Origin of the sequence: Rhodococcus sp. B10, from assembly GCF_011770055.1 — a bacterium.
In the GTDB taxonomy this organism is placed as follows: Bacteria; Actinomycetota; Actinomycetes; order Mycobacteriales; family Mycobacteriaceae; genus Rhodococcoides; species Rhodococcoides kyotonensis_B.
In genome coordinates, this window is the sequence record NZ_JAAFYV010000020.1 from 12,903 (window position 1) to 34,555 (window position 21,653).

The following is a 21,653-nucleotide window of genomic DNA, read 5'->3' on the forward strand; positions in this document are numbered from 1 at the left end:
CGATGCCAGGAACAGGCGGCCAATGAGCGCAGAGACCACCGACGCCGACACACCCTCCGGGGCCACCCTCGGAACCGGGACTTCGCCGGGCGGAGCGCCGCTGCGTGCTTGGCAGAGGCGCGCACTGACGAAGTATCTGATGGCGTCACCGAAAGACTTCCTCGCGGTCGCGACGCCGGGTGCAGGCAAGACGACGTTCGCGCTCCGTGTCGCGTCGGAACTGCTCGCGCACCGCACCGTCGATCAGGTCACCGTCGTTGCGCCGACCGAGCATCTCAAGCACCAGTGGGCAGAGTCCGCGGCCAGGGCGGGCATCGCGCTCGATTCGAACTTCTCGAACTCCACCGGCCAGACGTCGAGCGACTACCACGGTGTCGTCGTGACGTACGCGCAGATCGCGTCGCACCCGTTCAAGCATCGCGTTCGCACCGAGGCCAGGCGCACGCTCGTCATCCTCGACGAGATTCACCACGGCGGCGACGCCAAGAGCTGGGGCGAGGGCATCCGCGAGGCGTTCTCGGATGCGACCCGTCGCCTCGCGCTGACGGGAACCCCGTTCCGAAGCGACGACAGTCCGATCCCGTTCGTGACGTACGAGCCGGACTCCGACGGGCTCATGCGCTCACGCGCCGACCATTCCTACGGCTACTCCGATGCGTTGCGGGACGGTGTCGTCCGTCCCGTCGTGTTCCTCGCGTACTCGGGCGAGGCGCGGTGGCGGGACAGCGCGGGGGAGGAGTTCACCGCGCGCCTCGGTGAACCGCTGAACGCCGAGCAGACGGCGCGCGCGTGGCGCACCGCTCTCGATCCGCAAGGCGACTGGATGCCGGCGGTGTTGCTGGCCGCGAACACCAGGCTCGGTCAGCTCCGCGCCGGAGGAGTGCCCGACGCGGGCGGACTCGTGATCGCCACCGACCAGACCGTCGCGCGCGCGTACGCCAAGCTGCTCGAGGTCATCACCGGCGAGACACCGTGCATCGTTCTGTCGGACGACCCGACGTCGTCGTCTCGCATCGCCGAGTTCGGCAAGAGCAACCAGAAATGGATGGTCGCGGTCCGCATGGTGTCCGAGGGCGTCGACGTTCCGCGTCTCGCCGTCGGTGTGTACGCGACGAGCGCGTCGACCCCGCTGTACTTCGCCCAGGCGATCGGTCGATTCGTGCGTTCGCGACGGCCCGGTGAGACCGCGAGTGTCTTCTTGCCGTCCGTCCCCGTCTTGTTGGACCTCGCGAGCCAGCTCGAGGCGCAGCGCGACCACATCCTGGGCAAGCCGCACCGCGAGAAGGACGGTCTCGACGACGACCTGCTGGCCGACGCGAACAAGCAGAAGGACGAGCCGGGCGAGGACGAGAAGGCGTACACGGCGCTCGGCGCCGACGCTGAACTCGATCAGGTCATCTACGACGGCTCGTCGTTCGGCACGGCCACGTTCTCGGGTAGTGACGAGGAAGCGGACTATCTCGGCCTCCCGGGGCTTCTGGACGCGCAGCAGATGCGCGACCTGCTCCGGCAGCGACAGCAGGAACAGCTCGACAAGACTCCTGCTGCACCGACGCCTGCGGTGCCGCCTCCCGCCGCAGCGGAGCGTGTCTCCTCTGCCGGTCAGCTGGCCGGTCTGCGGCGTGAACTGAACAGTTTGGTCGCGGTGTACCACCACCGCACCGGAAAACCGCACGGCGTCATCCACGGCGATCTACGACGCATCTGCGGCGGCCCTCCCACTGCGATGGCGACGGCCGAGCAGCTCGGGGAACGAATCGCGCAGCTGCGGAAGATGTAAGGCGCGTACACGATCGACGACACACGAAGAACGGGTGGCTCCGATTGGAGCCACCCGTTCTTCGTTGTTCATATGTTGGTGTCGAAAGCTACCGAGGCGAGCCGGTTACACCGCAGAGTCCGTTTCGGTCATCACCGTTGCGTTCATTTCACGCAGACGGTCTTCGTGCTCCTTGGCGTGGTGGTTGCAGAACAGGAGTTCTCCACCGGTCGAGAGCACAACACGTGCACGAGCCCCTGCACCGCACCGGTCGCACCGGTCGGCTGCTGTCAATTGTGGGCTGGTCAATGTTCCGGGCATGACTCCTCCGTACTGGCTTTCGGTGTTACCCGAGTGCCTGGGGCCGGTCCGCCGCGTCGGTATGGCGCGGTCCGTACACTCTGTCAGACGTTTGGGCTTCATGCGTTGTTCCCGAGGGTGTTTCTTTGTGTTGTCACTAACACGAAACTGGCTCGGCTGCTGCTGGTGACAGGTATGTCCACCGGTTCGTGTTCGCTCACAGCTGACCTTCCGCGCGCGTGTGCGGCCCTCGTAGGATCGAGGCGTGAGCAAATCCGGTGGTGTCCTGCTGCACATGTGCAGCTACGAAGAGTGGTTGTCGGCGCGGGCCGCGGGCAGCCGGCGTCCGGCCGATTTCGACGACGTCGGATTCGTCCACCTGTCGACGCCGGAGCAGGTCCACTTGCCTGCGAACCGTCTGTTCGCCGGACGCAAGGATCTGGTCCTGCTGGTCCTCGACCCCGAACGACTGGGATCACCCGTGCGATGGGAACCCGGCGTGCCGAGCGATCCCGACTCCATGCTGTTCCCGCACCTGTACGGTCCGCTTCCGGCCGGTGCGGTGACCTCGGTACGCGACTACGCGCCCGGCAGCGACGGCTCGTTCACGCCGCCCGCACTCTGACTGCCACCGACAAGACACCGCCGCCCCGCGAGCGGGACGGCGGTGTCGCGAACGGTGTGTGTCAGTCGAGGTAGTCGCGCAGAACCTGCGACCGGGACGGGTGGCGCAGCTTCGACATGGTCTTCGACTCGATCTGACGGATGCGCTCACGCGTGACGCCGTAGACCTGGCCGATCTCGTCGAGCGTGCGCGGCTGGCCGTCGGTGAGACCGAAGCGCAGACGCACGACGCCGGCTTCACGCTCGGACAGCGTCTCGAGTACCGACTGCAGCTGATCCTGCAGCAGCGTGAACGAGACGGCGTCCACGGCGACGACGGCTTCGGAGTCCTCGATGAAATCGCCGAGTTGGCTGTCGCCCTCGTCGCCGATGGTCTGGTCGAGGGAGATGGGCTCACGCGCGTACTGCTGGATTTCCAGCACCTTCTCCGGCGTGATGTCCATTTCCTTGGCCAACTCCTCGGGAGTGGGCTCGCGGCCCAAATCCTGCAGGAGCTCACGCTGGATGCGACCGAGCTTGTTGATGACCTCGACCATGTGCACCGGGATGCGGATGGTACGGGCCTGGTCGGCCATGGCGCGGGTGATGGCCTGACGGATCCACCAGGTGGCGTACGTGGAGAACTTGTAGCCCTTGGTGTAGTCGAACTTCTCGACCGCGCGAATCAGACCGAGGTTGCCTTCCTGGATCAGGTCGAGGAAGGCCATGCCGCGGCCGGTGTAGCGCTTGGCGAGCGAGACGACGAGACGAAGGTTCGCTTCGAGCAGGTGGTTCTTGGCGCGGTTGCCGTCACGGCAGATCCACGTGAAGTCGCGTCGCGCAGCGACGGGGAGCTTTTCGCCCTTCTCGGCGAACTCGCGCATCTTCTCGGTGGCGAACAGCCCGGCCTCGATGCGCTTGGCGAGCTCGACCTCTTCCTCGGCGTTGAGGAGGGCAACCTTGCCGATCTGCTTGAGGTAGGCGCGAACGGAGTCGGCCGACGCGGTGAGCTCGGCGTCCTTGCGTGCCTGTCGAAGAGCCTCGGATTCTTCTTCGTCCCAGACGAAGTCTCCCGATGCCTTGTCCTCGGCGGTGGGCTCGGACGTTCCGTCGTCTTCGCTGTCGTCGTCAGCCGCAACGACGTCGACGACGTCGTTGGCCGCGGCGGCGATGTCGCCGTCGGAGATGTCGATGTCGTCGATGCCGGGGGCGTCCTCGTCACCGTCGGTCGTCTGAGCGGGGTCTGCAGCCTTCTTGGCTGCGGCCTTCTTCGCCGGCGCCTTCTTGGCTGCGGCGCGCTTGGCGGGAGCCTTCTTGGCTGCTGCCTTCTTCGCCGGTGCCTTGGCCGGTCGGACAGTTCCGTTCGGCGCCTCCGCAGCAGGTGCAGGGGTCGCAGACTCTGTTTCTGAATCCACGGTCTGACGGATATCGGTGGCTGCCACGTACGCCCTTTCGTGACGGTGTCGTGCGGCGTCACGCCAGAGTTGTTTCCGGCGGAGAGGTCTTGTCGATTGTGCCGGCGTGCAGACCGGCATCAACCATTGTAACGACCCGCGGAGAGTTTGTTACCGAGCGTGGCCCTGCAACGCGGCTGTGTCGGCTGCCAGAGCTGCGCCGACGATGCCTGCGGTGTTCAACAATGTGGCCGCCACCACCGGAGTTCTGTTCGTCAGGTGCGGAATCCACTTCTCGGACTTGCGGCTGATTCCGCCGCCGGCGATGAACAGATCGGGCCACAGAAGCGCCTCGAACGTTTCGAGGACTTTGGACACTTCCTTGGCCCATTCCTTGTACGAGAGGTCCTTGCGTTCCTTGACCGACGACGCGGCGCGGTGCTCTGCCTCCTTACCGTCGACCTCGAGGTGACCGAGCTCGGTGTTGGGGAGGAGCACGCCGTTGTGCAGCACGGCCGATCCGATTCCGGTGCCGAACGTGAGCAGGATGACGACGCCGCTCTTGTCCTTGCCGCCGCCGTACTTGTCCTCGGCCACACCCGCGGCGTCGGCGTCGTTGAGGACGGTGATGTTCGGATGCCCGATCGCGCGGGCGAACAACGCCTTGGCGTCGGTGTCGATCCAGCCCTTGTCGATGTTCGCTGCCGAGCGCGCGATGCCTGCGGTCACGACGGCCGGGAGTGTGACGCCGACCGGACCCGACCAATCGAAGTACTTCACGATCTCCGCGACGACGCCCGCGACGGCCTCCGGCGTGGACGGCTGGGGGGTCTCGATCTTGTACCGGTCGCCGACGAGTTCACCCGTCACGAGATCGACGATGCCGCCCTTGATGCCGCTACCGCCGACGTCCACTCCGAAGCCGAGCCGCTGAGTGCCGTCGGTGGACTGTGGTCCCGAACCTGCCTGTGTCATGTGGCGCATGCTCCTGGTGTCGTGGGAACTGAGAAGGCGTGGACGTACCCTCCGAGAAGGATAGTGGGCGGACGGTGCATTGCGCGTTCGGAACGTCGAGGCGCGCCCGCGCGGGTGGTGCGCGGCGCATCTCGTGTGATCCGATAGACCCGTGTCCACTCCAGGTAATTCGTCCGAAGCGTCCCCGAATCCCGATGCGGCTCTGACGTCGTCACTACTGGACGTGGCGGTGGAGGTCGCGCGCGCCGCGGCCACTCACGTGCGGGTGCGACGTCCCGAGGTCTTCGGCCCGAACGCGCGACAGTCGGGTGTCGGCGGGCACGAGGAGTCCGTACAGACCAAGAGCACACCGACCGATCCCGTCACGGTCGTCGACACCGAGACCGAACAGTTGCTGCGTGGACTGCTGGCGGAACGGCGAAGCGGCGACGCGATTCTGGGGGAGGAGGGCGGCGGTCGAACCGATTCGGTCGCGGGTGTGCGCTGGATCCTCGATCCGATCGACGGGACCGTCAACTTCCTGTACGGGCTTCCCGCGTATGCGATTTCGGTCGCAGCGCAGATCGACGGCGTCAGCGTCGTAGGAGTCGTCGTCGACGTCGCACGTGACATCGTCTACACCGCGGCACGAGGCCGGGGAGCCTTCGCCACCACGTCGGACGGGACCGCGACGAGACTGGCGTGCAACCCGATCGAGGACGTCTCACTTGCGTTGGTGGCCACCGGTTTCGGGTACTCCTCGTCCCGGCGTACGGCGCAGGGCCGCATGATCGGACAGTTGCTTCCCCGGGTCCGGGACATCAGGCGTGTCGGGTCGGCGGCACTCGATCTGTGCATGGTCGCGTCGGGGGCGGTCGACGCTCACTTCGAGCACGGACTGAGTCCGTGGGACTGGGCCGCCGGGTCGTTGATCGCAGAAGAAGCGGGTGCCGTTCTTCGGTTGCCGTCGCCGAGTTCGTCGAGCGCCGAGGGTGCTGTCACCGTCGCTGTCGCAGCCGGGATCGACGCCGAATTCCTTGCGCTCCTGGGTGAAGTGGGAGCGCTGGCGCCGATCCCGACGGACTGACCCGAGCCGGACCGCCGGACGCGGTGTCGGTCAGCAGGTCGCTTGTCGAGCTGCGTCCAGAAGATCGATGTCGAGGGGCGCGGCGGGTGTACCGGGAGTGACTCCGGCCAGCGACTGCAGAACCGACTCCGCGTCCGAATTCGGCTGCAGATCCTTGAAATACGTTCCGAGGGCGAGGTCGACGGTGTCGTCGCCGCGTCCGTCTTCGATCAATTCGGCGCACGGTGCGACGAGCGAGACTGCGCTCGCGGCGGCAATTCCGTTCTGGCCGAACCGAATTTGGCCCTGGCACTGCATGTTCTGGTCCGTGTACACCGGATCGTTGCCGACCTGGATGTCGGGCGCGCTCGCGAACCCGTAGTCGCTCAGTTCTGCCGCGACGGTTGCGGCCTGGCCGGATTCGCCGTTCGCGTTGAAGACTCTGACGCGCGTGGCCGACAGCGCCGCAGGTTCGGTGTCCTCGAGAGTCGAGCGGTCCACGCGCTCACCGAGTTCGGCGGGCACGGTTCCATCCGCAGCCGGCGTCGTCGACGGCGCGTTGCATTCCACCGTCGCGGTGACCGCCTCGCCCGCGGTGAAGACGCGTATCCAGGTGAACACGCCCAGCAGGGCGAGAGCGAGCAGCACGACGAGGATGGGCATTGCGCGCCTACGGCGGAACGGCCGTCCGCGATCGTCGACCGAACTACCCTCGGTGATCAGAGAAACCACGGTGTGGATACGCCTTTCCGTCGTCCGGTTCGAAATGCGGCGCTACCGGCGACCGGTCCCAGCGCGCTCGCTCACTGTAGTTGCCTCCCGAACGGACGGCTGCGTCTGTCGGCAAGTCGTCGGCGAAATTCACTCGGGCCGGGGTGGGAATGAGTCGGTGGCTCGTGTTGTTCATGCCCGGTGCACGACCGATTTCGGCGCTTTCGGCGGTTCGGTTTCGTCAAACGGCAAAGCTTCGGCTATTGTCTGGCGGCCCCGGTGGTTTCAGACCAGAGACGCATCGGTGCGAATCGGGATCGTCGCGTAGGTGTCGAAGAGGGTTTCGAGCCGAGATCGATCGGGCATTACCCGGTGTTTTCGGGCACCTTACGAGGTTCTCGTGCGTTCAACACGAACAAGGACGGTGGGAGCAACGCAAACGCCTCCTCACAGCCGGCGACCGAGCTAGGACGTCGTCAGCAGCAACCACCGGAAATCAAGCAAGAAGACGAGGGGTTAGAGGAACAATGGCAACCGACTACGACGCACCGAGAAGAACAGAATCCGACGACGTCTCCGAGGACTCTCTCGAAGAACTGAAGGCACGTCGCAACGAGGCGCAGTCCGCGGTCGTCGACGTGGACGAGTCCGACACGGCGGAATCGTTCGAACTCCCAGGTGCAGACCTGTCCGGAGAAGAACTGTCCGTGCGAGTCGTCCCGAAGCAGGCCGACGAGTTCACGTGCTCGAGCTGCTTCCTGGTCCATCACCGGAGCAGGCTGGCCAGCGACGCGAACGGCGTGCTCGTGTGCCGAGACTGCGCTGCTTGATCGCTGAGCAGCAGGCGTAGCACGTACTGGAATCGACGCCGAGATCGCCTAGTGGCGATCTCCGGGGGTGGGCGCGGCCAGTGCAGCTACCAGATCGTCAGGTCGTTTCGAACTGACCAACCAGTAGGGGGTGGGGTCGTCGGGATCATCGAGAACTACCAGGACCATCGGTTTGACCCAAGTGCGGTGCTGAACGAAGGCAAGTGGATCCAATTGCCTTCCCAGTGCCGCACTTTTTGCCGTTCCAGGCACCACGGCGACCCGGTCGACGACGTCGAGCGGTAAGTGAGCACGCCCGGCGTGCAGCTCCCGAGTGCCGTCCGCGTCGACGACGACCTCGATCTTCATCCGGCTGAGCCAGTAGAGGGCCCACAGCGGGAACGGCAGCAACAGAACGTAGGGGAGCCACGCGCGCAGCCCCGGGGCACCCATGTGCACCTCGGCGGCCAGCAGCGCTGCGACGGCCAGACCGACGGGCCACCACCACAGCGGGACCCACAGTTTCTCCGAATACACGACGGTGCGTGTGTCGGCGTGAGAAGAGTCCGCGGTCGGTTCGAGGTCGGGCTGGCGATCGTGAGGCACGCCTTCCAGACTACGTGGCCAAGGGAAAGGTGCCGCATGCCGTGCAGCGCGTCACGGGCCGTACGGCGTAGTCTCGGACCACGTGAGCGACGATGCACGACGTGACGACCATCAGGCGAATTCGCCGAACCCGCCGGTGATTGCGCTGAAACGACTCGACGAGGGACTGCCGTTGCCGACGCGAGCCCACGAGGGCGACGCGGGAGTGGACCTGCACATCACCGCGGACGCGAGCATCGCGCCGGGCGAGCGTCGTGTCGTCGGAACCGGCATCGCCGTGGCGCTTCCGCTGGGTACCGTCGGACTCGTTCATCCCCGTTCGGGGCTCGCCGCACGTTCGGGTCTGTCCATCGTGAACGCGCCCGGCACCATCGACGCGGGCTATCGCGGAGAGATCAAGGTCTGCCTGATCAACCTCGATCCGCGTGAGACCATTCACCTGGTCCGCGGTGACCGCATCGCGCAGCTACTGGTGCAGCGCGTCGAACTCTGCACGTTCGAAGAGGTCGATTCGCTCGACGACACGACGCGCGGGAGCGGCGGATACGGTTCGAGCGGAGGCCACGCCAGTCTGGTCGACTCGGCGGTTGCCGGAGCGACGAGCACCATGACGAAGCAAGAAGAGGACTGATCATGTTCGGACGGCGTAAGAAGAACGCAGCCACCGACGACTCGCGTGTGAGCGGCGTCGCAGACGACACGGCGGCCGACGCCTCGGCGCCCGACGCCGACGACACCGAGCGCGCGAACGTCGACCCCACGGTCGGACCGTTCGACCTGACCGAGGTCGACGACAGCCGTGACGCACTCGTGGAAACCCGTCTCGACCTCGGCTCGGTGCTGATTCCTCTGCCCGAGGGTGGTCAGCTGCAGGTCGAGATGAACCGGTCCGGCGCGCCGCAGGCCGTGCACGTCGTCACGCAGCACGGCCGCATCACCATCGCCGCCTACGCCGCTCCGAAGTCGCCGGGACAGTGGCGCGAGGTGACAGGCGACCTCGCGACGTCGCTACGAGCGGACAAAGCAGACGTCAGCATCGAGACCGGCCCGTGGGGGCGTGAGCTGCACGCCGTCACGACGAACGCCGACCTCCGTTTCATCGGCGTCGACGGCTACCGCTGGATGGTGCGCTGTGTGCTCGCCGGGCCCGCCGGAGCGGTCGGCAGCGACGCCCCGCTCGTCGCGATTGCCCGGAACGTGTTGTCGCAGACGATCGTCGATCGTGGCAGCGATCCGCATCCGGTGCGCACCCCGCTTCCGGTGGTTCTGCCCGCGGCTCTGACGGCTCAGCTCGCGGCGGCTCAGCAGCAGCAGGCCCAGCAGGCCGCGGATCGGCAAGCGCCGGGCCAACCGACGGGACAGGCGGCCCCTCAGCCGGCTGCACCCACTGCGCCGACCGAGGGGCCGCGCCGCGGCACGTCGGGATCGGCCATGCAACAGCTCGGCTGAACTCGGCTTTCGGCTCACGTCAGGAGCGATGAGAGCGCCGACACGGTCCTGATCCCGAGAATGCCTGCGTCGCGACCGATGTCGTCGAGCGTGATGGTGGCGAGCGACGACGTCGGGAGCGCGGTGTGCCACGTGTCGGCGACGGCACGCGGGTGGACCGGGTCGTCGACGGCCGCGACGATGGCCGTCGGAACGAACGTACGACGCAGGTCGTCGATCGTGGGAGCGGCGTAGCTCGCGGCCTCGTTCAGTGCAAGCGGCAGATCCGGCCACTGCGACGCCCACGAACGGGTGAGCGTGGCGGAGAGCCACCCGGGTGTCGACGCGACCATCGCCGCGGTCACGTCGTCGAGGCCCGATTCGCCCAGGCGAGCCGACGTGAAGCGGGCGCTCAGCGCTGCAGGCGCATCGCCGGGTTCGCCGAGCCACGGCGGCAACGCGGCGAGCACGCCGACGATCGACTCCGGGTGACGGCGAGCCCAGGACAGTGCGACAGCAGCACCTATCGAGATGCCGCCGACGATGATTCGACCGTGGCGTCGAGCTGCGTCGTCGAGTGCGTCCTCGTATCCCGCGACGACGCGTCGAGGGTCGGGATCGACCGCCGACGTCACAGTGCCCATCGTCTCGAGGGCAGGGGAGAAGGCGTCGCGCGCGAAGACGGCGTCCGATCCCGTTCCGGGAAGAACGACGGCGTGTGTGGCCCATGTCATTCCGTCGATTGTGCCGGTAGAGCCGGCACCCCGGACAGCGGGACCGTGAGTCGTCACATGCAGGGCGAGGCCGGTTGGCCACAGCAGGTTCGCGGGTCTACAGTGGCCGATGTACAGGCCTTTACGCGACCGACCCGGTCGCAGAATGCTCCAGGAGCTCACCATGGCACCCGCTGCCGCAGGATATTTCCGCCGACTCACGCGGAAGCTGACCGAGGACGTCGACCAGCTCGACGCCGAAGAGATGGCTGAGACGTCGGAAGCGTCGGGAGCACGCCGGGCATGTGATTGCTCGCGCGGCGAGGAAGTCACGATGCTGGGTCGCCTTCGCAGCGTCGAGACGTGCTCCAAGGCTGCGAACGCCAACGTCGAAGCCGAATTCTTCGACGGCACCGCCCCCGTCACGCTGGTGTGGATCGGCCGCCGCAAGATCGCAGGCATCGAGCCCGGCAAGACGGTGATGATCAAGGGCCGCGTCGGAGAGCGCGACGGTCGCAAGATCGTCTACAACCCCTACTACGAACTACGCGACGAATCCTGATTCACCGCGTATGGCACTCTCGACGTCGTGACCGACAGAGACGGTAAAGCACCCGACGCCCCGGAAGTACAGCAGACACCGGAGGTCGATGCGCCGCCCGTGCCGACGAACGCGGCTGCGAAGAAGGAGACCGTCCTCGAGCAGATGGGCGGACTGTCCGGGCTGGTGTCCTCGACTCTGCCGGTCATCGTGTTCGTCCCGGCGAACAGCCTGTTCGACCTGACGGTGGCGATCTGGACTGCTCTCGCCGTCGCACTCGGCGTCACGATCTGGCGGCTCGCCAAGCGCACCCCGATCCAGCCGGCCATCTCCGGTTTCTTCGGCGTCGGTATCTGCGCCTTCATCGCGTATCGCACCGGAGACGCCAAGGGCTACTTCCTGTTCGGCATCTACACCAGCCTCGTCTACGGCGCGGTGTTCGTGCTGTCGATCGTCGCGCGGTGGCCACTCGTCGGCGTCGTGTGGGGATACCTCAACGGTGGGGGCACGTCCTGGCGATCGAACCGACGGTCGGTGTACGCCTACGACATCGCGACGCTCGCCTGGGCGGTCGTCTTCGGTGCGCGGTACCTCGTGCAGTCGCAGCTCTACGATTCGGACCAGACCGGCTGGCTCGCGGTCGCCCGTATCGGAATGGGATGGCCGCTCACCGGCGTCGCGCTGCTCGTCACGTTCTGGGCTGTGCGACGCGCGGATCGTACGTCGGCTGCGTGATTCAGGTCGTCTGGACCAGTCCGACCGCTGCACGCAGCTCGGCCTCGACCTCGACGGACGCGACGAACAGCAGTTCGTCGCCGCCTTCGAGCGGGTCGTCCTGTTGGGGGACGATCACCCGCCCTCCGCGCAGAATCGTCACCAGCGCAGCGTCTCTCGGCAACGACAGCTTCTTGACGGGCTTGCCCGCGAGGGGTGTGTTCTCGGGAAGCGTGACCTCGACGAGGTTCGCCTGACCCTTGCGGAACGTCATGAGGTGCACCAGATCTCCGACCGACACCGCTTCCTCGACGAGGGAGGCGAGCATTCGCGGGGTGGACACCGCGACGTCGACGCCCCACGACGAGTCGAACAGCCATTCGTTGCGCGGATCGTTCACGCGTGCGACGACGCGGTTGACCCCGAATTCGGTCTTCGCCAACAGGCTCAGGACGAGGTTCGCCTTGTCGTCACCGGTAGCGGCGATCACGACGTCGTAGGTCTCGAGCGCCGACGCCTCGAGCAGTCTCAGCTCGCACGCGTCGGCGAGCACCCACTCGGCCTCGGGGATGGCGTCGGGGTCGAGGTGGTCGAGCTTGCGCTCGAGGAGCATGACCGTGTGGTCGCTGCGAATCAGCTCGCGGGCAATGGATCTGCCGACGGCGCCGGCTCCTGCGATTGCGACTCTCATGGGTTCCCGTTCGTTCTCGAGGCGGATGTGGCCAGCGTACGACTAGTCGTCCGACGGCGGCGGGTTGCTTGCCAGGGCAATGGCCTCGGCCACCGTCCCGGACACCGCCGCGACGTAGATCTCGTCGTCGGCCTGGATGATCGTCTTCCGGTCCGGGAGGAGTCCGGTCCCGAACCGGATGATGAACGCGACGCGTGAGCGCGTCGCTTCCTCGAGCAGCGACAGCTTCTTGCCGACCCAACCGTCGTCGATCTCGAGGAGAACCACCGCGACGTTGCCGGACGGATCACGCCACTTCGTGGTCGGGTCGTCACGCAACAAGTTGTGCAGGAACCGGTCCGTGGCCCACGGAACAGTGGCCACCGTCGGGATACCGAGACGCTCGTAGACCGCGGCGCGTTTCGCGTCGTAGATCCGGGCGACGACCTTGTCCACGCCGAACGTCTCCCGCGCCACACGCGCCGCGATGATGTTCGAGTTGTCGCCCGACGAAACGGCGGCGAACGCTTCGGCTTTCTCGATGCCTGCTTTCACCAGCACATCACGGTCGAATCCCATACCGACGACCCGCACACCGTCGAACGTCGGGTCGAGCCGGAGGAACGCATTCTCGTCACGGTCGATGATCGCCACGTCGTGGCCGATCCGCTGGAGCGCGCCGGCCAGTGATGCGCCGACGCGGCCGCACCCCATCACCACTACGTACACCGCTGCTGCTCCCCTCGGATCACGACTGCCCGTCGATGCGCGTTCGCATCGGCCTGCACCAACGTATCGGGCCGCGCGTCGCGAATCGAGCGGAGGTGGCATCGAATTCGAGTTTCGATGCTCCTGGTACTCGCTTACTCGGCACGAGCGCCTAGGCTCTCACCGTGCCCAAGCTTTCGACCGCCGCGAAGCGGCTCGTGCTCGGCAGGCCGTTCCGCAGCGACAAGCTCGGTCACACGCTCCTTCCGAAGCGCATCGCACTACCCGTGTTCGCCTCCGACGCGATGTCGTCCGTTGCGTACGCGCCCGAGGAAATCTTCCTGGTGCTGTCGGTTGCCGGAATCTCGGCCTATGCCTTCACCCCGTGGATCGGCCTTGCCGTCTGCATCGTCATGGCCGTCGTCGTCGCGAGCTACCGACAGAACGTCCACGCGTACCCGTCGGGTGGCGGCGATTACGAGGTGGCCACCACCAACCTCGGGCCGAACGCCGGGCTGACCGTCGGCAGCGCGCTCCTCGTCGACTACGTGCTCACGGTGGCCGTCTCGATCTCGGCGGCCGCGTCGAACATCGGGTCCGCCGTTCCGTTCGTCGCGCAGCACAAGGTGCTGTTCGCGGTCGTCGCGATCGTGCTCATCACCGCGATCAACCTTCGCGGCATCCGTGAGTCGGGTGCGGCGTTCGCGATCCCGACCTACGCGTTCATGATCGGCATGGTCCTGATGCTGGCGTGGGGTCTGGTCCGTGTGTTCGTTCTCGGTGAGGACCTGCAGGCCGAGTCCGCGTCCTTCGAGCTGAAGGCCGAGGATTCGCATCTGTACGGGATCGCGTTCGCGTTCCTGATCGCGCGGGCGTTCTCGTCGGGTTGTGCGGCGCTGACCGGTGTCGAGGCGATCAGCAACGGCGTTCCCGCGTTCCGGAAGCCGAAATCACGCAACGCGGCGACGACGTTGCTCATGCTCGGTGTCATCGGCATCACGCTGCTGATGGGCATCATCGTTCTGGCCGAGAAGATCGGCATCAAGTACGCCCTCGACCCGCATGAGCAGCTGATCGGTGCGCCCGCGGACTACCACCAGAAGACGCTCATCGCGCAGCTCGCCGAGACCGTCTTCCAGGGCTTCCCGATCGGGTTCTTCTTCATCACCATCGTCACCGCCCTGATCCTCGTGCTCGCCGCCAACACCGCGTTCAACGGCTTCCCGGTTCTGGGATCCGTCCTCGCACAGGACCGTTACCTTCCACGGCAGCTGCACACGCGCGGTGATCGCCTCGCGTTCAGCAACGGAATCCTGTTCCTGTCCGGTGCCGCCATCGCCTTCGTCGTCGTCTTCGGCGCCGAGGTGACCAAGCTCATCCAGCTGTACATCGTCGGCGTGTTCGTGTCGTTCACGTTGAGCCAGACCGGCATGATCCGGCACTGGACGCGGTTGCTTCGCACCGAGCAGGACCCCGATGTTCGACGCCACATGTTCCGCTCCCGCATCGTCAACGGTGTCGGTCTCGCGATGACGGGCGCGGTGCTGGTGATCGTGCTGATCACCAAGTTCGCCGCGGGAGCGTGGATCGCCATCGTCGCGATGGTCGCGATCTTCGCGTTGATGCGGATGATCCGTCGCCACTACGACACGGTCGCCCGCGAGCTCGAGAACGAGGAGTGGGACGGCGTACTGCCGAGCCGCACGCACTCGATCGTGCTGGTGAGCAAGCTGCACATGCCGACGCTGCGTGCACTCGCCTATGCACGGGCCACCCGCCCGGACACGTTGGAGGCCGTGACGGTCAACGTCGACGAGGCCGACACGCGCACTCTGGTCCGCGAGTGGGAGGACAGTGACGTCACCGTCCCGCTCAAGGTCGTGGAGTCGCCGTACCGCGAGATCACGAAGCCGGTGCTCGACTACGTCAAGCGAGTACGCCGTGACTCGCCGCGTGACGTCGTCACGGTGTTCATTCCCGAGTACGTCGTCGGACACTGGTGGGAGCAGATTCTGCACAACCAGAGTGCGCTGCGACTCAAGAGCCGCCTGCTGTTCCAGCCGGGCGTGATGGTCACCAGCGTGCCGTGGCAGCTGCATTCGTCCGAGAAGGCGAAGCGCGAGTCGATCGAGAACGCGCCGGGAGCGTCCCGTCGCGGCTACGAACCCCCGAACGCGTCGTGACGGGACAGATGTCGATGACGGAGAACTGGTTCGGCCGCACGATCGAGGTCACCCTGGGACCACCCGGGCACGGCGGGTTCTGCGTCGCCCGCCACGACGGGCGCGTGATGTTCGTCCGGCACGGACTGCCGGGCGAAGTCGTCCGAGCCAAGGTCACCGAGGATCGAGGCGGATCGTTCTGCCGCGCGGACGCCGTCGAGATCGTTTCGCCGTCGCCGGACCGGATCCCGCAGGTCTGCCCCATCTCCGGACCCGGTGGTTCGGGCTGTTGCGACTACTCGCACGCCACTGTCGACGCCGGTCGGGCGATGAAGGCTGCTGTCGTCGCCGAGCAACTGCGTCGAATCGCGGGTATCGATCGCGACGTCACCGTGGAGGGTCTCCCTGGTGACGACGACGGCACCCGGTGGCGTACGCGAGTGCGGTTGGGTGTCGACGGCGCAGGCCGCGCCGGTTTTCACCGGTTCCGTAGCTCGACGCTGGTGACCGATCTCGGCTGCCCACAGGTGGTTGCGGGTGCACTCGACGGTCTCGACGCCGAACGATGGCGTCCGGGAAGCGAACTCGCCGTCGCGGTCGACGGGGACGATGTGCGCCACGTCGTCGAGGTCGCTCCTGCTGCGGTGTCACGTACAGGTCGTCGATCGCCGGGTCGTCGCGGCGCTGCGGCACGTCGGGCAGCCGCGTCGCGACCACGTCCGGAGAAAGTCGTCGAGGGAACCGGGCGTCCGCACGAGTACGTCTCGGGGCGGCAGTGGGAACTCGACGCCACCGGGTTCTGGCAGGCCCATCGGAACGCCGCACAGGTCTACAGCGACGTCGTGTCCGAGTGGGCCGACGCTGCCGCGGGCTCGGTGGCCTGGGATCTCTACGGGGGAGTCGGGGTGTTCGCGGCGAGCGTCGCCGACGCAGTCGGTCCGTCGGGCCGGGTCGCCAGTGTCGAATTCTCCCGTCGCGCAGCCGCGGACGGTGCTGCGGCACTTGCCGATTCACCGCAGATCGAATTCGTTCCCGGCCGGGTCGAACGCGTCGTCGCGTCGCTTCCGTCTCCATCCGTCGTCGTCCTCGACCCGCCGAGATCGGGCGCGGACAAGGACGTGGTGTCGGCGATCGAAGCGACGGACGCCCACCGGGTGGTCCACATCGGTTGCGACCCAGCATCGTTCGCCCGTGACACTGCGCTGTATCGAGCCGCGGGTTTCGAGTTCGCGGACATGCGGGCGTTCGACGCGTTCCCCCTCAGCCATCACGTGGAATGCATCGGATTGTTCGTTCGCTGACGAAAATCGTGGCACCCCCACGGCGACACCGGGTGTCGTAGCGTGGGCGGGTGCTGTCCAGAATGCGAACTTCGTCCCTGTCCACCCTCGCCGTAGCGGTTCTCGCCGTCGGCGCGGTGGTCTCGTGCTCGTCGTCGGAGGTCGGTGAGTCGCCCGATACGACGGGTGCGTCCGCCGAGGGTGCTTTCCCGGTGACGATCGACACCAAGTTCGGCGAGGTGACCGTCGAATCGAAGCCCCAGCGCGTCGTGGCTCTCGGCTGGGCCGACGCGGAAACCGCTCTCGCGCTCGGTGTCCAGCCCGTCGGTGCGAGCGACTGGCTTGCGTTCGGGGGAGACGGGGTCGGCCCGTGGGCCGAGGGCTTGTACGACGCGTCGCCCGAGATCATCGGCACCCAGGAGCCGTCCTACGAGGCCGTCGCCGCGCTCGAACCCGACGTCATTCTCGATACCAAGAGTTCCGGCGACCAGGACAGATACGACCGGCTGTCGCAGATCGCGCCGACCATCGCACTGCCCGAGGGTGCCGACAACTATCTGACCTCGCTCGATCAACAGGTCACCATGGTGTCGGCGGCACTGGGCGAGTCGGCGACAGGAGCCGAGCTGTTGTCCGAGGTCGAGGCGAATTTCGCCGCGGCTGTCGAGCAGAATCCGGAATTCGTCGGCAAGACGATTACCGTCGGCGCGTACAGCGGAACCGGTTACGGCGCATACGTTTCCGACAGCACGCGCATGCAGTTCATGAAGAAGCTCGGGTTCGTGTCCAATCCGACGATCGATGCGCTACCGCCGCAGGGGTTCTCGGTGCCCATCTCCGACGAGGAGCTCGGCCTGCTCGACGCGGACCTCGTCGTGATCTTTCCGATTCAGACGTCGCCGTCCGACGTCACCGACAATCCGCTGTTCCGGGCGATACCGGCAGTGCAGGACGGTCGGTCGCTGGTGTTCGACGACCCCGTCGTCGCGAAGTCGTACTCGACCAGTTCGGTGCTGTCGCTGCAGTACGCGGTGGAGCAGGTCGTTCCGCTGCTCGCCGACAGACTCCAGCAGTAGGCATCAGGGCAGGACGACGGCGAGCTGTGCGCGCTCCGGATACGCCGGAGCGAGGATTCGCTGGGCGCCGCAGGGGCAGTGCTGGTAGCTGATGCGGCCCTCGCTGGTGTCGTGTCGGCTCGTGGTGGTCCAGGTGTGGTCGTGTGTGGTCATACGCCCACTGTGCTGTAATGGTCTTATGCACATCAACCCTTACGGAACGTATGCGGTGCAATTGGGCGTCGACCTCTACAACACGCCGCCTGAATCGGCCGCCGAACTCGGACGGCGCTGCGTCGACGGAGGGCTCGTCGTCGACACCGAACCGACCGACGCCGATCTCGCCGACGCGATGCAGTTCCTCCGTGAATGGGCAACCGTCGTCGACGCGACGACCGACGAGGCACGCGCGGACATCGTCAACGGAATGCTCGCCCGCGCATCGGCCTATCCACGCCTCACCGACCACGCGGGCGACGGGTGGCACATGCATTACCGTGATCCGAACATCCCGCTCGGCGCAGTCATCAGGGCGCTCGTGAGTGTGGGTACCGCACTGCACCTGACGACGCGCGGAATGACGCGGCTGGGACGCTGTGCCGCAGAGGGCTGTTCGAACATCTTCGCCGACGTCTCGCGCACCGGACGCCAACGTTATTGCGGTACAGCGTGTTCCAACCGCGACGCGGTTCGGCGCCACCGCGCACGAGCCGCGTCGCGTGCCTGACGTCAGGTCTTGCGGTTGTAGAGACGCATCGTCAGCGGCCCGAAGATCACCAGGAAGCCGGCGCACATCACCGCGGTGACCAACAGCTTCGAGGAGTCGGGTTCGCCTGCCATCAGGGACCGAATCGACGTGACGAGGAAGCTGACCGGGTTGACCTCGACGAAAGCGCGCAGCCAGCCCGGCATCGTCTGCGGATCGACGAAGATGTTGCTGGCGAATGTCAGCGGGAACAGGATGAACATCGAGACGCCCATGACGGCGGCCTCCGTCCGGACGATCATCGCGATCATCGTCCACACCCACGAGAGGCAGAACGAGAACACCAGCAACAGCACGACCGACGCGACGACGCCCACGACTCCACCCTCGGGCCGGAAACCGATGATCAGGCCGAGAATCAACACGATGACCGACGCCAGCGAATAGCGCACGACGTCACCGAACAGGGCGCCGACGAGCGGCGACGGACGCCAGATGGGCAGCGATCGGAAGCGGTCGAAGACGCCCTTCTCGATGTCCTTGTTGATGGTGACGCCGGTGTACATGGTGATCATGACGACCGTCTGCACCAGGATGCCGGGCAGCAGAAACTGGATGTAGGCGCTCGTCGAGCCGGCCAGTGCCCCGCCGAACAGGTACGTGAACAGCAGCGTGAACATGATCGGGAACATCGTCACGTCGAACAGCTGCTCGGGAACGTGCTTGATCTTCAGCAGCGCGCGCCACCCGAACGACAGCGACGTGGACAGAGCGGACGGCCTCGCGGGTCGGGGACCCGATGCCCGAAGGACGTCGGACACCGCGTCGGTCGACGCCGCGATCTCGGTGGGGGAAGTGGTCATGACGCACGCTCCGTGGTGTCGGTGGTGTGTCCGGTCAGGGCGAGGAAGACCTCGTCGAGACTCGGTTGGCCGATGGCGAACGACGCGATGCCGATTCCCGCTTCTTCGAACGCGGGCAGAGCCGATGCGACCGACGACGTCGAGTCGAGACGCGCCGACAGAGCCGCAGGATCTGCTTCCTCGACGACCTGCTCACGCAGAATCGTGCGCAGGATCCTCGCCGCGGAGTCACGCTGCAGGGGATCGGAGACGCGTACGTGCAGCGATCCCGCGCCGACGGACGCCTTCAGTTCGCTCGTGGTGCCCTCGGCGATGACCTGTCCGCGATCGATGACCGCGATGCGGCCTGCGAGCTGGTCGGCCTCGTCGAGATACTGGGTGGTCAGCAGGACCGTCGTGCCGCCCGCGACGAGTGCGCGCACGATCTCCCACACCTGATTTCGGCTGCGGGGGTCGAGGCCGGTGGTGGGCTCGTCGAGAAAGATCAGTTCGGGGGTGACGATGATGCTCGCCGCGATGTCGATACGCCGACGCATACCGCCGGAGTAGGTCTTCACCTGTCGCCCACCGGCATCGGCGATGCCGAAGGCCGACAACAGCTCGTCCGAGCGCGAGCGGGCGGCCGGGCGAGAATAGCCGTACAGGCGTGCGAGCAGCACCAGGTTCTCGGTGCCGGTGAGGTCCTCGTCGAGCGACGCGAACTGCCCGGTGAGGGACACTTTGCTGCGCACCGCGTCGGGCTCGGCGGCGATGTCGTGACCGAGTACCCGCGCGGTGCCACCGTCGATCGGCAGCAGGGTCGCGAGCATCCGAATGGTCGTCGTCTTGCCTGCCCCGTTCGGGCCGAGCACGCCGTACACCCCGCCCGACGGGACCCGTAGGTCTATTCCATCCACGGCGACGTTGTCGCCGAAGCGTTTGATCAGGCCTGACGTCTCGATTGCCGCCTCGTGTCCCATTCGTCCAAGATTGTCCGAGTTCACGCAGTTCCGCAAATGAATTTCCCGGTCGGCCATCCATTTCGTGACATGTACCGAATGTGTTGTGCGGCGGGAAAACGCGGAGGTTTCGGTGTGAAGGCAATATGAGCACTACTCTCTTGATCAATGAACGCGATCAGAGTCGAAGCAGTTGGGACCTCGTTCCGGTGAGCAGCAACCCGAGCCAGGGTTCGCCGTATCAGGGAATACCAGGCTCAGAAGAGAACCCGTCGACACCCGAGGGCGGCGACGGCCCCGCCTGTGCCGTGCCAAGCGCGCAGCTACGCAATCTGCGCGCGGACGAGGCCGAACGTCTACGTCGACTGATGGTCGCCGTCGCCGCTGGAGATCAGCGCGCCTTCGGCGAGTTGTACGACGCCACATCGGCTCGGGTGTACGGCATGGTGCTGCGGGTTCTGCGCGACCCGGGGTACAGCGAGGAGACGACGCAGGAGGTCTTCCTGCAGATCTGGCGGTCGGCGCCGAACTACGACCCGGCCCAGGGGAGTCCGCTCGCCTGGATCATGACGCTGGCGCATCGACGTGCCGTCGACCGCGTCAGGTCCGAGCAGTCGGGAACCGATCGTGAGGCGGCGTACGGGGCGATCAGCCAGTCCTCGGAACACGACGAGGTGCTCGAGGCGGTGACGCAGCGACTCGAATCCGAGGCCGTGGTTGCGTGCCTCGACACACTGACCGATACGCAGCGCGAGTCGGTACGAATGGCTTACTACAGCGGATGGACCTACCGCGAGGTGGCCGAGCGGCTCGGAGTGGCCGTGCCCACCATCAAATCGCGAATAAGAGATGGACTGATCAAGTTGAAGACATGTCTGGGGGTGACACCCTCATGAGCGACGCATCCCGACAACGGCTGCTCGGCGCGGCGGAGGTGTACGCCCTGCACGCGGTCAGCGAGGCCGAGCACGCCGAGATCGAGAACGACCTGCGGTCCGTCGACGACACGGCGCGCGTTCAGTTCAACATCCTCGTCAGCGAGATTCAGGAAACGCTGGCTCTGGTGTCGGTGCTCGACGCCGTCGAACCCCCGGCGGAGCTGAGAACCCGTGTGCTGGACGAGATTCCGAACACTCCGCAGGCGGCGCCGACTCCGCGCGAGAAGTCGAACGTGACGAGCATGGCAGGCCATCGCGAACGTCGAAAGTCCAAGTGGCGCACCACGGTGATGGCCGCTGCGGCAGCGGTGGTCGTCGCGGTCGGCGGCGTCGTCGTGGCTACCCAGGTGCTGCAGAACGAGCCGACGCCGACGCAGGCCGAGCAGATCGTCGCGGCCCCGGATGCGCGCGAGGCCGTCGCCGAATTCCCCGGTGGCGGAACGGCAACCGTCTCGTATTCGCGCGAGTCCGATTCGGTCGTCGTGAAGCTCGACGGCGTTCCGGCTCCCGAGCCGGGCAAGGACTACCAGATGTGGTTCGTGGACGGGACCCCGCGATCGGTGGGTCTGGTGACTGCGGATCAGTTGTCCGGCGACGGAGACACCGTCATCGACGGCATGGGTGCGTCGACCAACTTCGCGTTCTCGCTCGAGCCTGCGGGTGGTTCACCGCAGCCGACCGAGGTGCTGACGATGGTGTCGCTGACGGCCTAGACCGCACGAGAGAGTTCGGCGT

Annotated in this window: 25 protein-coding genes; 14 read left to right on the top strand and 11 right to left on the bottom strand. The window is 66.3% G+C overall.

The window, feature by feature from the left end:
• The first annotated feature begins 139 nt into the window (after window positions 1-139).
• Entirely contained in the window at window positions 140-1,780 is a 1,641-nt protein-coding gene (locus RhoFasB10_RS14590) for a DEAD/DEAH box helicase (RefSeq protein ID WP_240931114.1), read from the top strand.
• Window positions 1,781-1,885: 105 nt separating this feature from the next.
• On the opposite strand, the gene RhoFasB10_RS26345 is transcribed toward RhoFasB10_RS14590, so the two are convergent.
• Window positions 1,886-2,080, bottom strand: a complete 195-nt coding sequence (locus tag RhoFasB10_RS26345) for a hypothetical protein (protein WP_068424479.1) — start codon at window positions 2,078-2,080, stop codon at window positions 1,886-1,888.
• A 274-nt stretch (window positions 2,081-2,354) separates the two neighbouring features.
• On the opposite strand from RhoFasB10_RS26345, the gene RhoFasB10_RS14600 reads away from it, so the two are divergent.
• The gene (locus RhoFasB10_RS14600) at window positions 2,355-2,684 is read left to right on the top strand and encodes a DUF952 domain-containing protein (RefSeq protein WP_167677027.1); all 330 of its coding nucleotides are present in this window, start codon (window positions 2,355-2,357) and stop codon (window positions 2,682-2,684) included.
• A 61-nt stretch (window positions 2,685-2,745) separates the two neighbouring features.
• Here RhoFasB10_RS14600 and RhoFasB10_RS14605 read toward each other — a convergent pair whose 3' ends face one another.
• Entirely contained in the window at window positions 2,746-4,197 is a 1,452-nt protein-coding gene (locus RhoFasB10_RS14605) for an RNA polymerase sigma factor (protein ID WP_167676970.1), read from the bottom strand.
• A gap of 30 nt (window positions 4,198-4,227) precedes the next feature.
• A complete protein-coding gene (gene ppgK, locus RhoFasB10_RS14610) occupies window positions 4,228-5,031 on the bottom strand; it encodes a polyphosphate--glucose phosphotransferase (RefSeq protein ID WP_167676972.1) in 804 nt (267 codons plus the stop codon).
• 202 nt (window positions 5,032-5,233) lie between these two features.
• On the opposite strand from ppgK, the gene RhoFasB10_RS14615 reads away from it, so the two are divergent.
• The gene (locus RhoFasB10_RS14615) at window positions 5,234-6,097 is read left to right on the top strand and encodes an inositol monophosphatase family protein (protein ID WP_206030958.1); all 864 of its coding nucleotides are present in this window, start codon (window positions 5,234-5,236) and stop codon (window positions 6,095-6,097) included.
• A 30-nt stretch (window positions 6,098-6,127) separates the two neighbouring features.
• Here RhoFasB10_RS14615 and cei read toward each other — a convergent pair whose 3' ends face one another.
• Complete coding sequence (gene cei / locus RhoFasB10_RS14620; RefSeq protein ID WP_167676975.1) at window positions 6,128-6,808, bottom strand: envelope integrity protein Cei; 681 nt, start codon at window positions 6,806-6,808, stop codon at window positions 6,128-6,130.
• Between the two features lie 506 nt (window positions 6,809-7,314).
• On the opposite strand from cei, the gene RhoFasB10_RS14625 reads away from it, so the two are divergent.
• The gene (locus RhoFasB10_RS14625; RefSeq protein WP_019664051.1) at window positions 7,315-7,617 is read left to right on the top strand and encodes a DUF4193 domain-containing protein; all 303 of its coding nucleotides are present in this window, start codon (window positions 7,315-7,317) and stop codon (window positions 7,615-7,617) included.
• A 48-nt stretch (window positions 7,618-7,665) separates the two neighbouring features.
• Here the strand turns inward: RhoFasB10_RS14625 and RhoFasB10_RS14630 are convergent, their stop codons facing one another.
• Window positions 7,666-8,133: a DUF3093 domain-containing protein gene (locus tag RhoFasB10_RS14630; protein ID WP_068425993.1), complete on the bottom strand. Its 468-nt coding sequence runs from the start codon at window positions 8,131-8,133 to the stop codon at window positions 7,666-7,668.
• 205 nt (window positions 8,134-8,338) lie between these two features.
• Between RhoFasB10_RS14630 and dut the strand changes: the two genes are divergently transcribed.
• Window positions 8,339-8,833 (top strand): dUTP diphosphatase, encoded by a 495-nt coding sequence (gene dut / locus RhoFasB10_RS14635; RefSeq protein WP_346764404.1) that lies wholly within the window; start codon window positions 8,339-8,341, stop codon window positions 8,831-8,833.
• 2 nt (window positions 8,834-8,835) lie between these two features.
• On the top strand, window positions 8,836-9,651 hold the full coding sequence (locus RhoFasB10_RS14640; protein ID WP_167676979.1) for a DUF3710 domain-containing protein: 816 nt from the start codon (window positions 8,836-8,838) through the stop codon (window positions 9,649-9,651).
• 14 nt (window positions 9,652-9,665) lie between these two features.
• Here RhoFasB10_RS14640 and RhoFasB10_RS14645 read toward each other — a convergent pair whose 3' ends face one another.
• Window positions 9,666-10,364 carry an alpha/beta hydrolase gene (locus RhoFasB10_RS14645; RefSeq protein WP_167676981.1) on the bottom strand — a complete coding sequence of 233 codons (699 nt, stop codon included), beginning with the start codon at window positions 10,362-10,364 and terminating at the stop codon, window positions 9,666-9,668.
• Between the two features lie 163 nt (window positions 10,365-10,527).
• Here RhoFasB10_RS14645 and RhoFasB10_RS14650 point away from each other — a divergent pair, with 163 nt between their 5' ends.
• Both RhoFasB10_RS14650 and RhoFasB10_RS14655 read left to right on the top strand, forming a co-directional pair.
• On the top strand, window positions 10,528-10,905 hold the full coding sequence (locus RhoFasB10_RS14650) for an OB-fold nucleic acid binding domain-containing protein (protein ID WP_068425992.1): 378 nt from the start codon (window positions 10,528-10,530) through the stop codon (window positions 10,903-10,905).
• A 144-nt stretch (window positions 10,906-11,049) separates the two neighbouring features.
• Window positions 11,050-11,619 (top strand): DUF3159 domain-containing protein, encoded by a 570-nt coding sequence (locus RhoFasB10_RS14655; RefSeq protein ID WP_167677029.1) that lies wholly within the window; start codon window positions 11,050-11,052, stop codon window positions 11,617-11,619.
• Window position 11,620: 1 nt separating this feature from the next.
• Here the strand turns inward: RhoFasB10_RS14655 and RhoFasB10_RS14660 are convergent, their stop codons facing one another.
• Entirely contained in the window at window positions 11,621-12,289 is a 669-nt protein-coding gene (locus RhoFasB10_RS14660) for a TrkA family potassium uptake protein (protein ID WP_068424461.1), read from the bottom strand.
• 42 nt (window positions 12,290-12,331) lie between these two features.
• Window positions 12,332-12,997 (bottom strand): TrkA family potassium uptake protein, encoded by a 666-nt coding sequence (locus RhoFasB10_RS14665; RefSeq protein WP_068424458.1) that lies wholly within the window; start codon window positions 12,995-12,997, stop codon window positions 12,332-12,334.
• A 164-nt stretch (window positions 12,998-13,161) separates the two neighbouring features.
• On the opposite strand from RhoFasB10_RS14665, the gene RhoFasB10_RS14670 reads away from it, so the two are divergent.
• The 3 genes from RhoFasB10_RS14670 (at window position 13,162) to RhoFasB10_RS14680 (ending at window position 17,494) form a co-directional block, all read left to right on the top strand.
• The gene (locus RhoFasB10_RS14670) at window positions 13,162-15,159 is read left to right on the top strand and encodes an APC family permease (protein ID WP_068424455.1); all 1,998 of its coding nucleotides are present in this window, start codon (window positions 13,162-13,164) and stop codon (window positions 15,157-15,159) included.
• 14 nt (window positions 15,160-15,173) lie between these two features.
• Complete coding sequence (locus RhoFasB10_RS14675; protein ID WP_068425987.1) at window positions 15,174-16,439, top strand: TRAM domain-containing protein; 1,266 nt, start codon at window positions 15,174-15,176, stop codon at window positions 16,437-16,439.
• A gap of 62 nt (window positions 16,440-16,501) precedes the next feature.
• Window positions 16,502-17,494 carry an iron-siderophore ABC transporter substrate-binding protein gene (locus RhoFasB10_RS14680; RefSeq protein WP_174551395.1) on the top strand — a complete coding sequence of 331 codons (993 nt, stop codon included), beginning with the start codon at window positions 16,502-16,504 and terminating at the stop codon, window positions 17,492-17,494.
• Window positions 17,495-17,497: 3 nt separating this feature from the next.
• On the opposite strand, the gene RhoFasB10_RS14685 is transcribed toward RhoFasB10_RS14680, so the two are convergent.
• Window positions 17,498-17,647, bottom strand: coding sequence for a hypothetical protein (locus RhoFasB10_RS14685; RefSeq protein ID WP_167674272.1), 150 nt, complete (start codon window positions 17,645-17,647; stop codon window positions 17,498-17,500).
• Between the two features lie 25 nt (window positions 17,648-17,672).
• Between RhoFasB10_RS14685 and RhoFasB10_RS14690 the strand changes: the two genes are divergently transcribed.
• Window positions 17,673-18,200: a CGNR zinc finger domain-containing protein gene (locus tag RhoFasB10_RS14690; protein WP_068424453.1), complete on the top strand. Its 528-nt coding sequence runs from the start codon at window positions 17,673-17,675 to the stop codon at window positions 18,198-18,200.
• Between the two features lie 2 nt (window positions 18,201-18,202).
• On the opposite strand, the gene RhoFasB10_RS14695 is transcribed toward RhoFasB10_RS14690, so the two are convergent.
• Window positions 18,203-19,042, bottom strand: coding sequence for an ABC transporter permease (locus RhoFasB10_RS14695; protein ID WP_068424452.1), 840 nt, complete (start codon window positions 19,040-19,042; stop codon window positions 18,203-18,205).
• On the bottom strand, window positions 19,039-20,001 hold the full coding sequence (locus RhoFasB10_RS14700; protein WP_068424450.1) for an ATP-binding cassette domain-containing protein: 963 nt from the start codon (window positions 19,999-20,001) through the stop codon (window positions 19,039-19,041). The genes RhoFasB10_RS14695 and RhoFasB10_RS14700 overlap by 4 nt, the downstream gene beginning before the upstream one ends.
• A 125-nt stretch (window positions 20,002-20,126) precedes the next feature.
• Here RhoFasB10_RS14700 and RhoFasB10_RS14705 point away from each other — a divergent pair, with 125 nt between their 5' ends.
• Window positions 20,127-20,876, top strand: coding sequence for a sigma-70 family RNA polymerase sigma factor (locus tag RhoFasB10_RS14705; protein ID WP_068424447.1), 750 nt, complete (start codon window positions 20,127-20,129; stop codon window positions 20,874-20,876).
• Window positions 20,873-21,631 (top strand): anti-sigma factor, encoded by a 759-nt coding sequence (locus tag RhoFasB10_RS14710; RefSeq protein WP_167676983.1) that lies wholly within the window; start codon window positions 20,873-20,875, stop codon window positions 21,629-21,631. The genes RhoFasB10_RS14705 and RhoFasB10_RS14710 overlap by 4 nt, the downstream gene beginning before the upstream one ends.
• The last annotated feature ends 22 nt before the right edge of the window (window positions 21,632-21,653 follow it).

Bases quoted from the DNA above. Each gene is read 5' to 3' on its own strand.
- RhoFasB10_RS14650 (WP_068425992.1), top strand. From the start codon at position 10,528: ATGGCACCCGCTGCCGCAGGATATTTCCGCCGACTCACGCGGAAGCTG.
- RhoFasB10_RS14590 (WP_240931114.1), top strand. From the start codon at position 140: ATGGCGTCACCGAAAGACTTCCTCGCGGTCGCGACGCCGGGTGCAGGC.
- RhoFasB10_RS14710 (WP_167676983.1), top strand. From the start codon at position 20,873: ATGAGCGACGCATCCCGACAACGGCTGCTCGGCGCGGCGGAGGTGTAC.
- RhoFasB10_RS14605 (WP_167676970.1), bottom strand. From the start codon at position 4,197: ATGCCGGTCTGCACGCCGGCACAATCGACAAGACCTCTCCGCCGGAAA.
- RhoFasB10_RS14660 (WP_068424461.1), bottom strand. From the start codon at position 12,289: ATGAGAGTCGCAATCGCAGGAGCCGGCGCCGTCGGCAGATCCATTGCC.
- RhoFasB10_RS14640 (WP_167676979.1), top strand. From the start codon at position 8,836: ATGTTCGGACGGCGTAAGAAGAACGCAGCCACCGACGACTCGCGTGTG.
- RhoFasB10_RS14675 (WP_068425987.1), top strand. From the start codon at position 15,174: ATGACGGAGAACTGGTTCGGCCGCACGATCGAGGTCACCCTGGGACCA.
- RhoFasB10_RS14705 (WP_068424447.1), top strand. From the start codon at position 20,127: ATGAGCACTACTCTCTTGATCAATGAACGCGATCAGAGTCGAAGCAGT.
- RhoFasB10_RS14685 (WP_167674272.1), bottom strand. From the start codon at position 17,647: ATGACCACACACGACCACACCTGGACCACCACGAGCCGACACGACACC.
- RhoFasB10_RS14625 (WP_019664051.1), top strand. From the start codon at position 7,315: ATGGCAACCGACTACGACGCACCGAGAAGAACAGAATCCGACGACGTC.
- RhoFasB10_RS14655 (WP_167677029.1), top strand. From the start codon at position 11,050: ATGGGCGGACTGTCCGGGCTGGTGTCCTCGACTCTGCCGGTCATCGTG.
- RhoFasB10_RS14600 (WP_167677027.1), top strand. From the start codon at position 2,355: ATGTGCAGCTACGAAGAGTGGTTGTCGGCGCGGGCCGCGGGCAGCCGG.
- RhoFasB10_RS14645 (WP_167676981.1), bottom strand. From the start codon at position 10,364: ATGACATGGGCCACACACGCCGTCGTTCTTCCCGGAACGGGATCGGAC.
- RhoFasB10_RS14680 (WP_174551395.1), top strand. From the start codon at position 16,502: ATGCGAACTTCGTCCCTGTCCACCCTCGCCGTAGCGGTTCTCGCCGTC.
- RhoFasB10_RS26345 (WP_068424479.1), bottom strand. From the start codon at position 2,080: ATGCCCGGAACATTGACCAGCCCACAATTGACAGCAGCCGACCGGTGC.
- RhoFasB10_RS14690 (WP_068424453.1), top strand. From the start codon at position 17,673: ATGCACATCAACCCTTACGGAACGTATGCGGTGCAATTGGGCGTCGAC.
- RhoFasB10_RS14695 (WP_068424452.1), bottom strand. From the start codon at position 19,042: ATGACCACTTCCCCCACCGAGATCGCGGCGTCGACCGACGCGGTGTCC.
- ppgK (WP_167676972.1), bottom strand. From the start codon at position 5,031: ATGACACAGGCAGGTTCGGGACCACAGTCCACCGACGGCACTCAGCGG.
- RhoFasB10_RS14700 (WP_068424450.1), bottom strand. From the start codon at position 20,001: ATGGGACACGAGGCGGCAATCGAGACGTCAGGCCTGATCAAACGCTTC.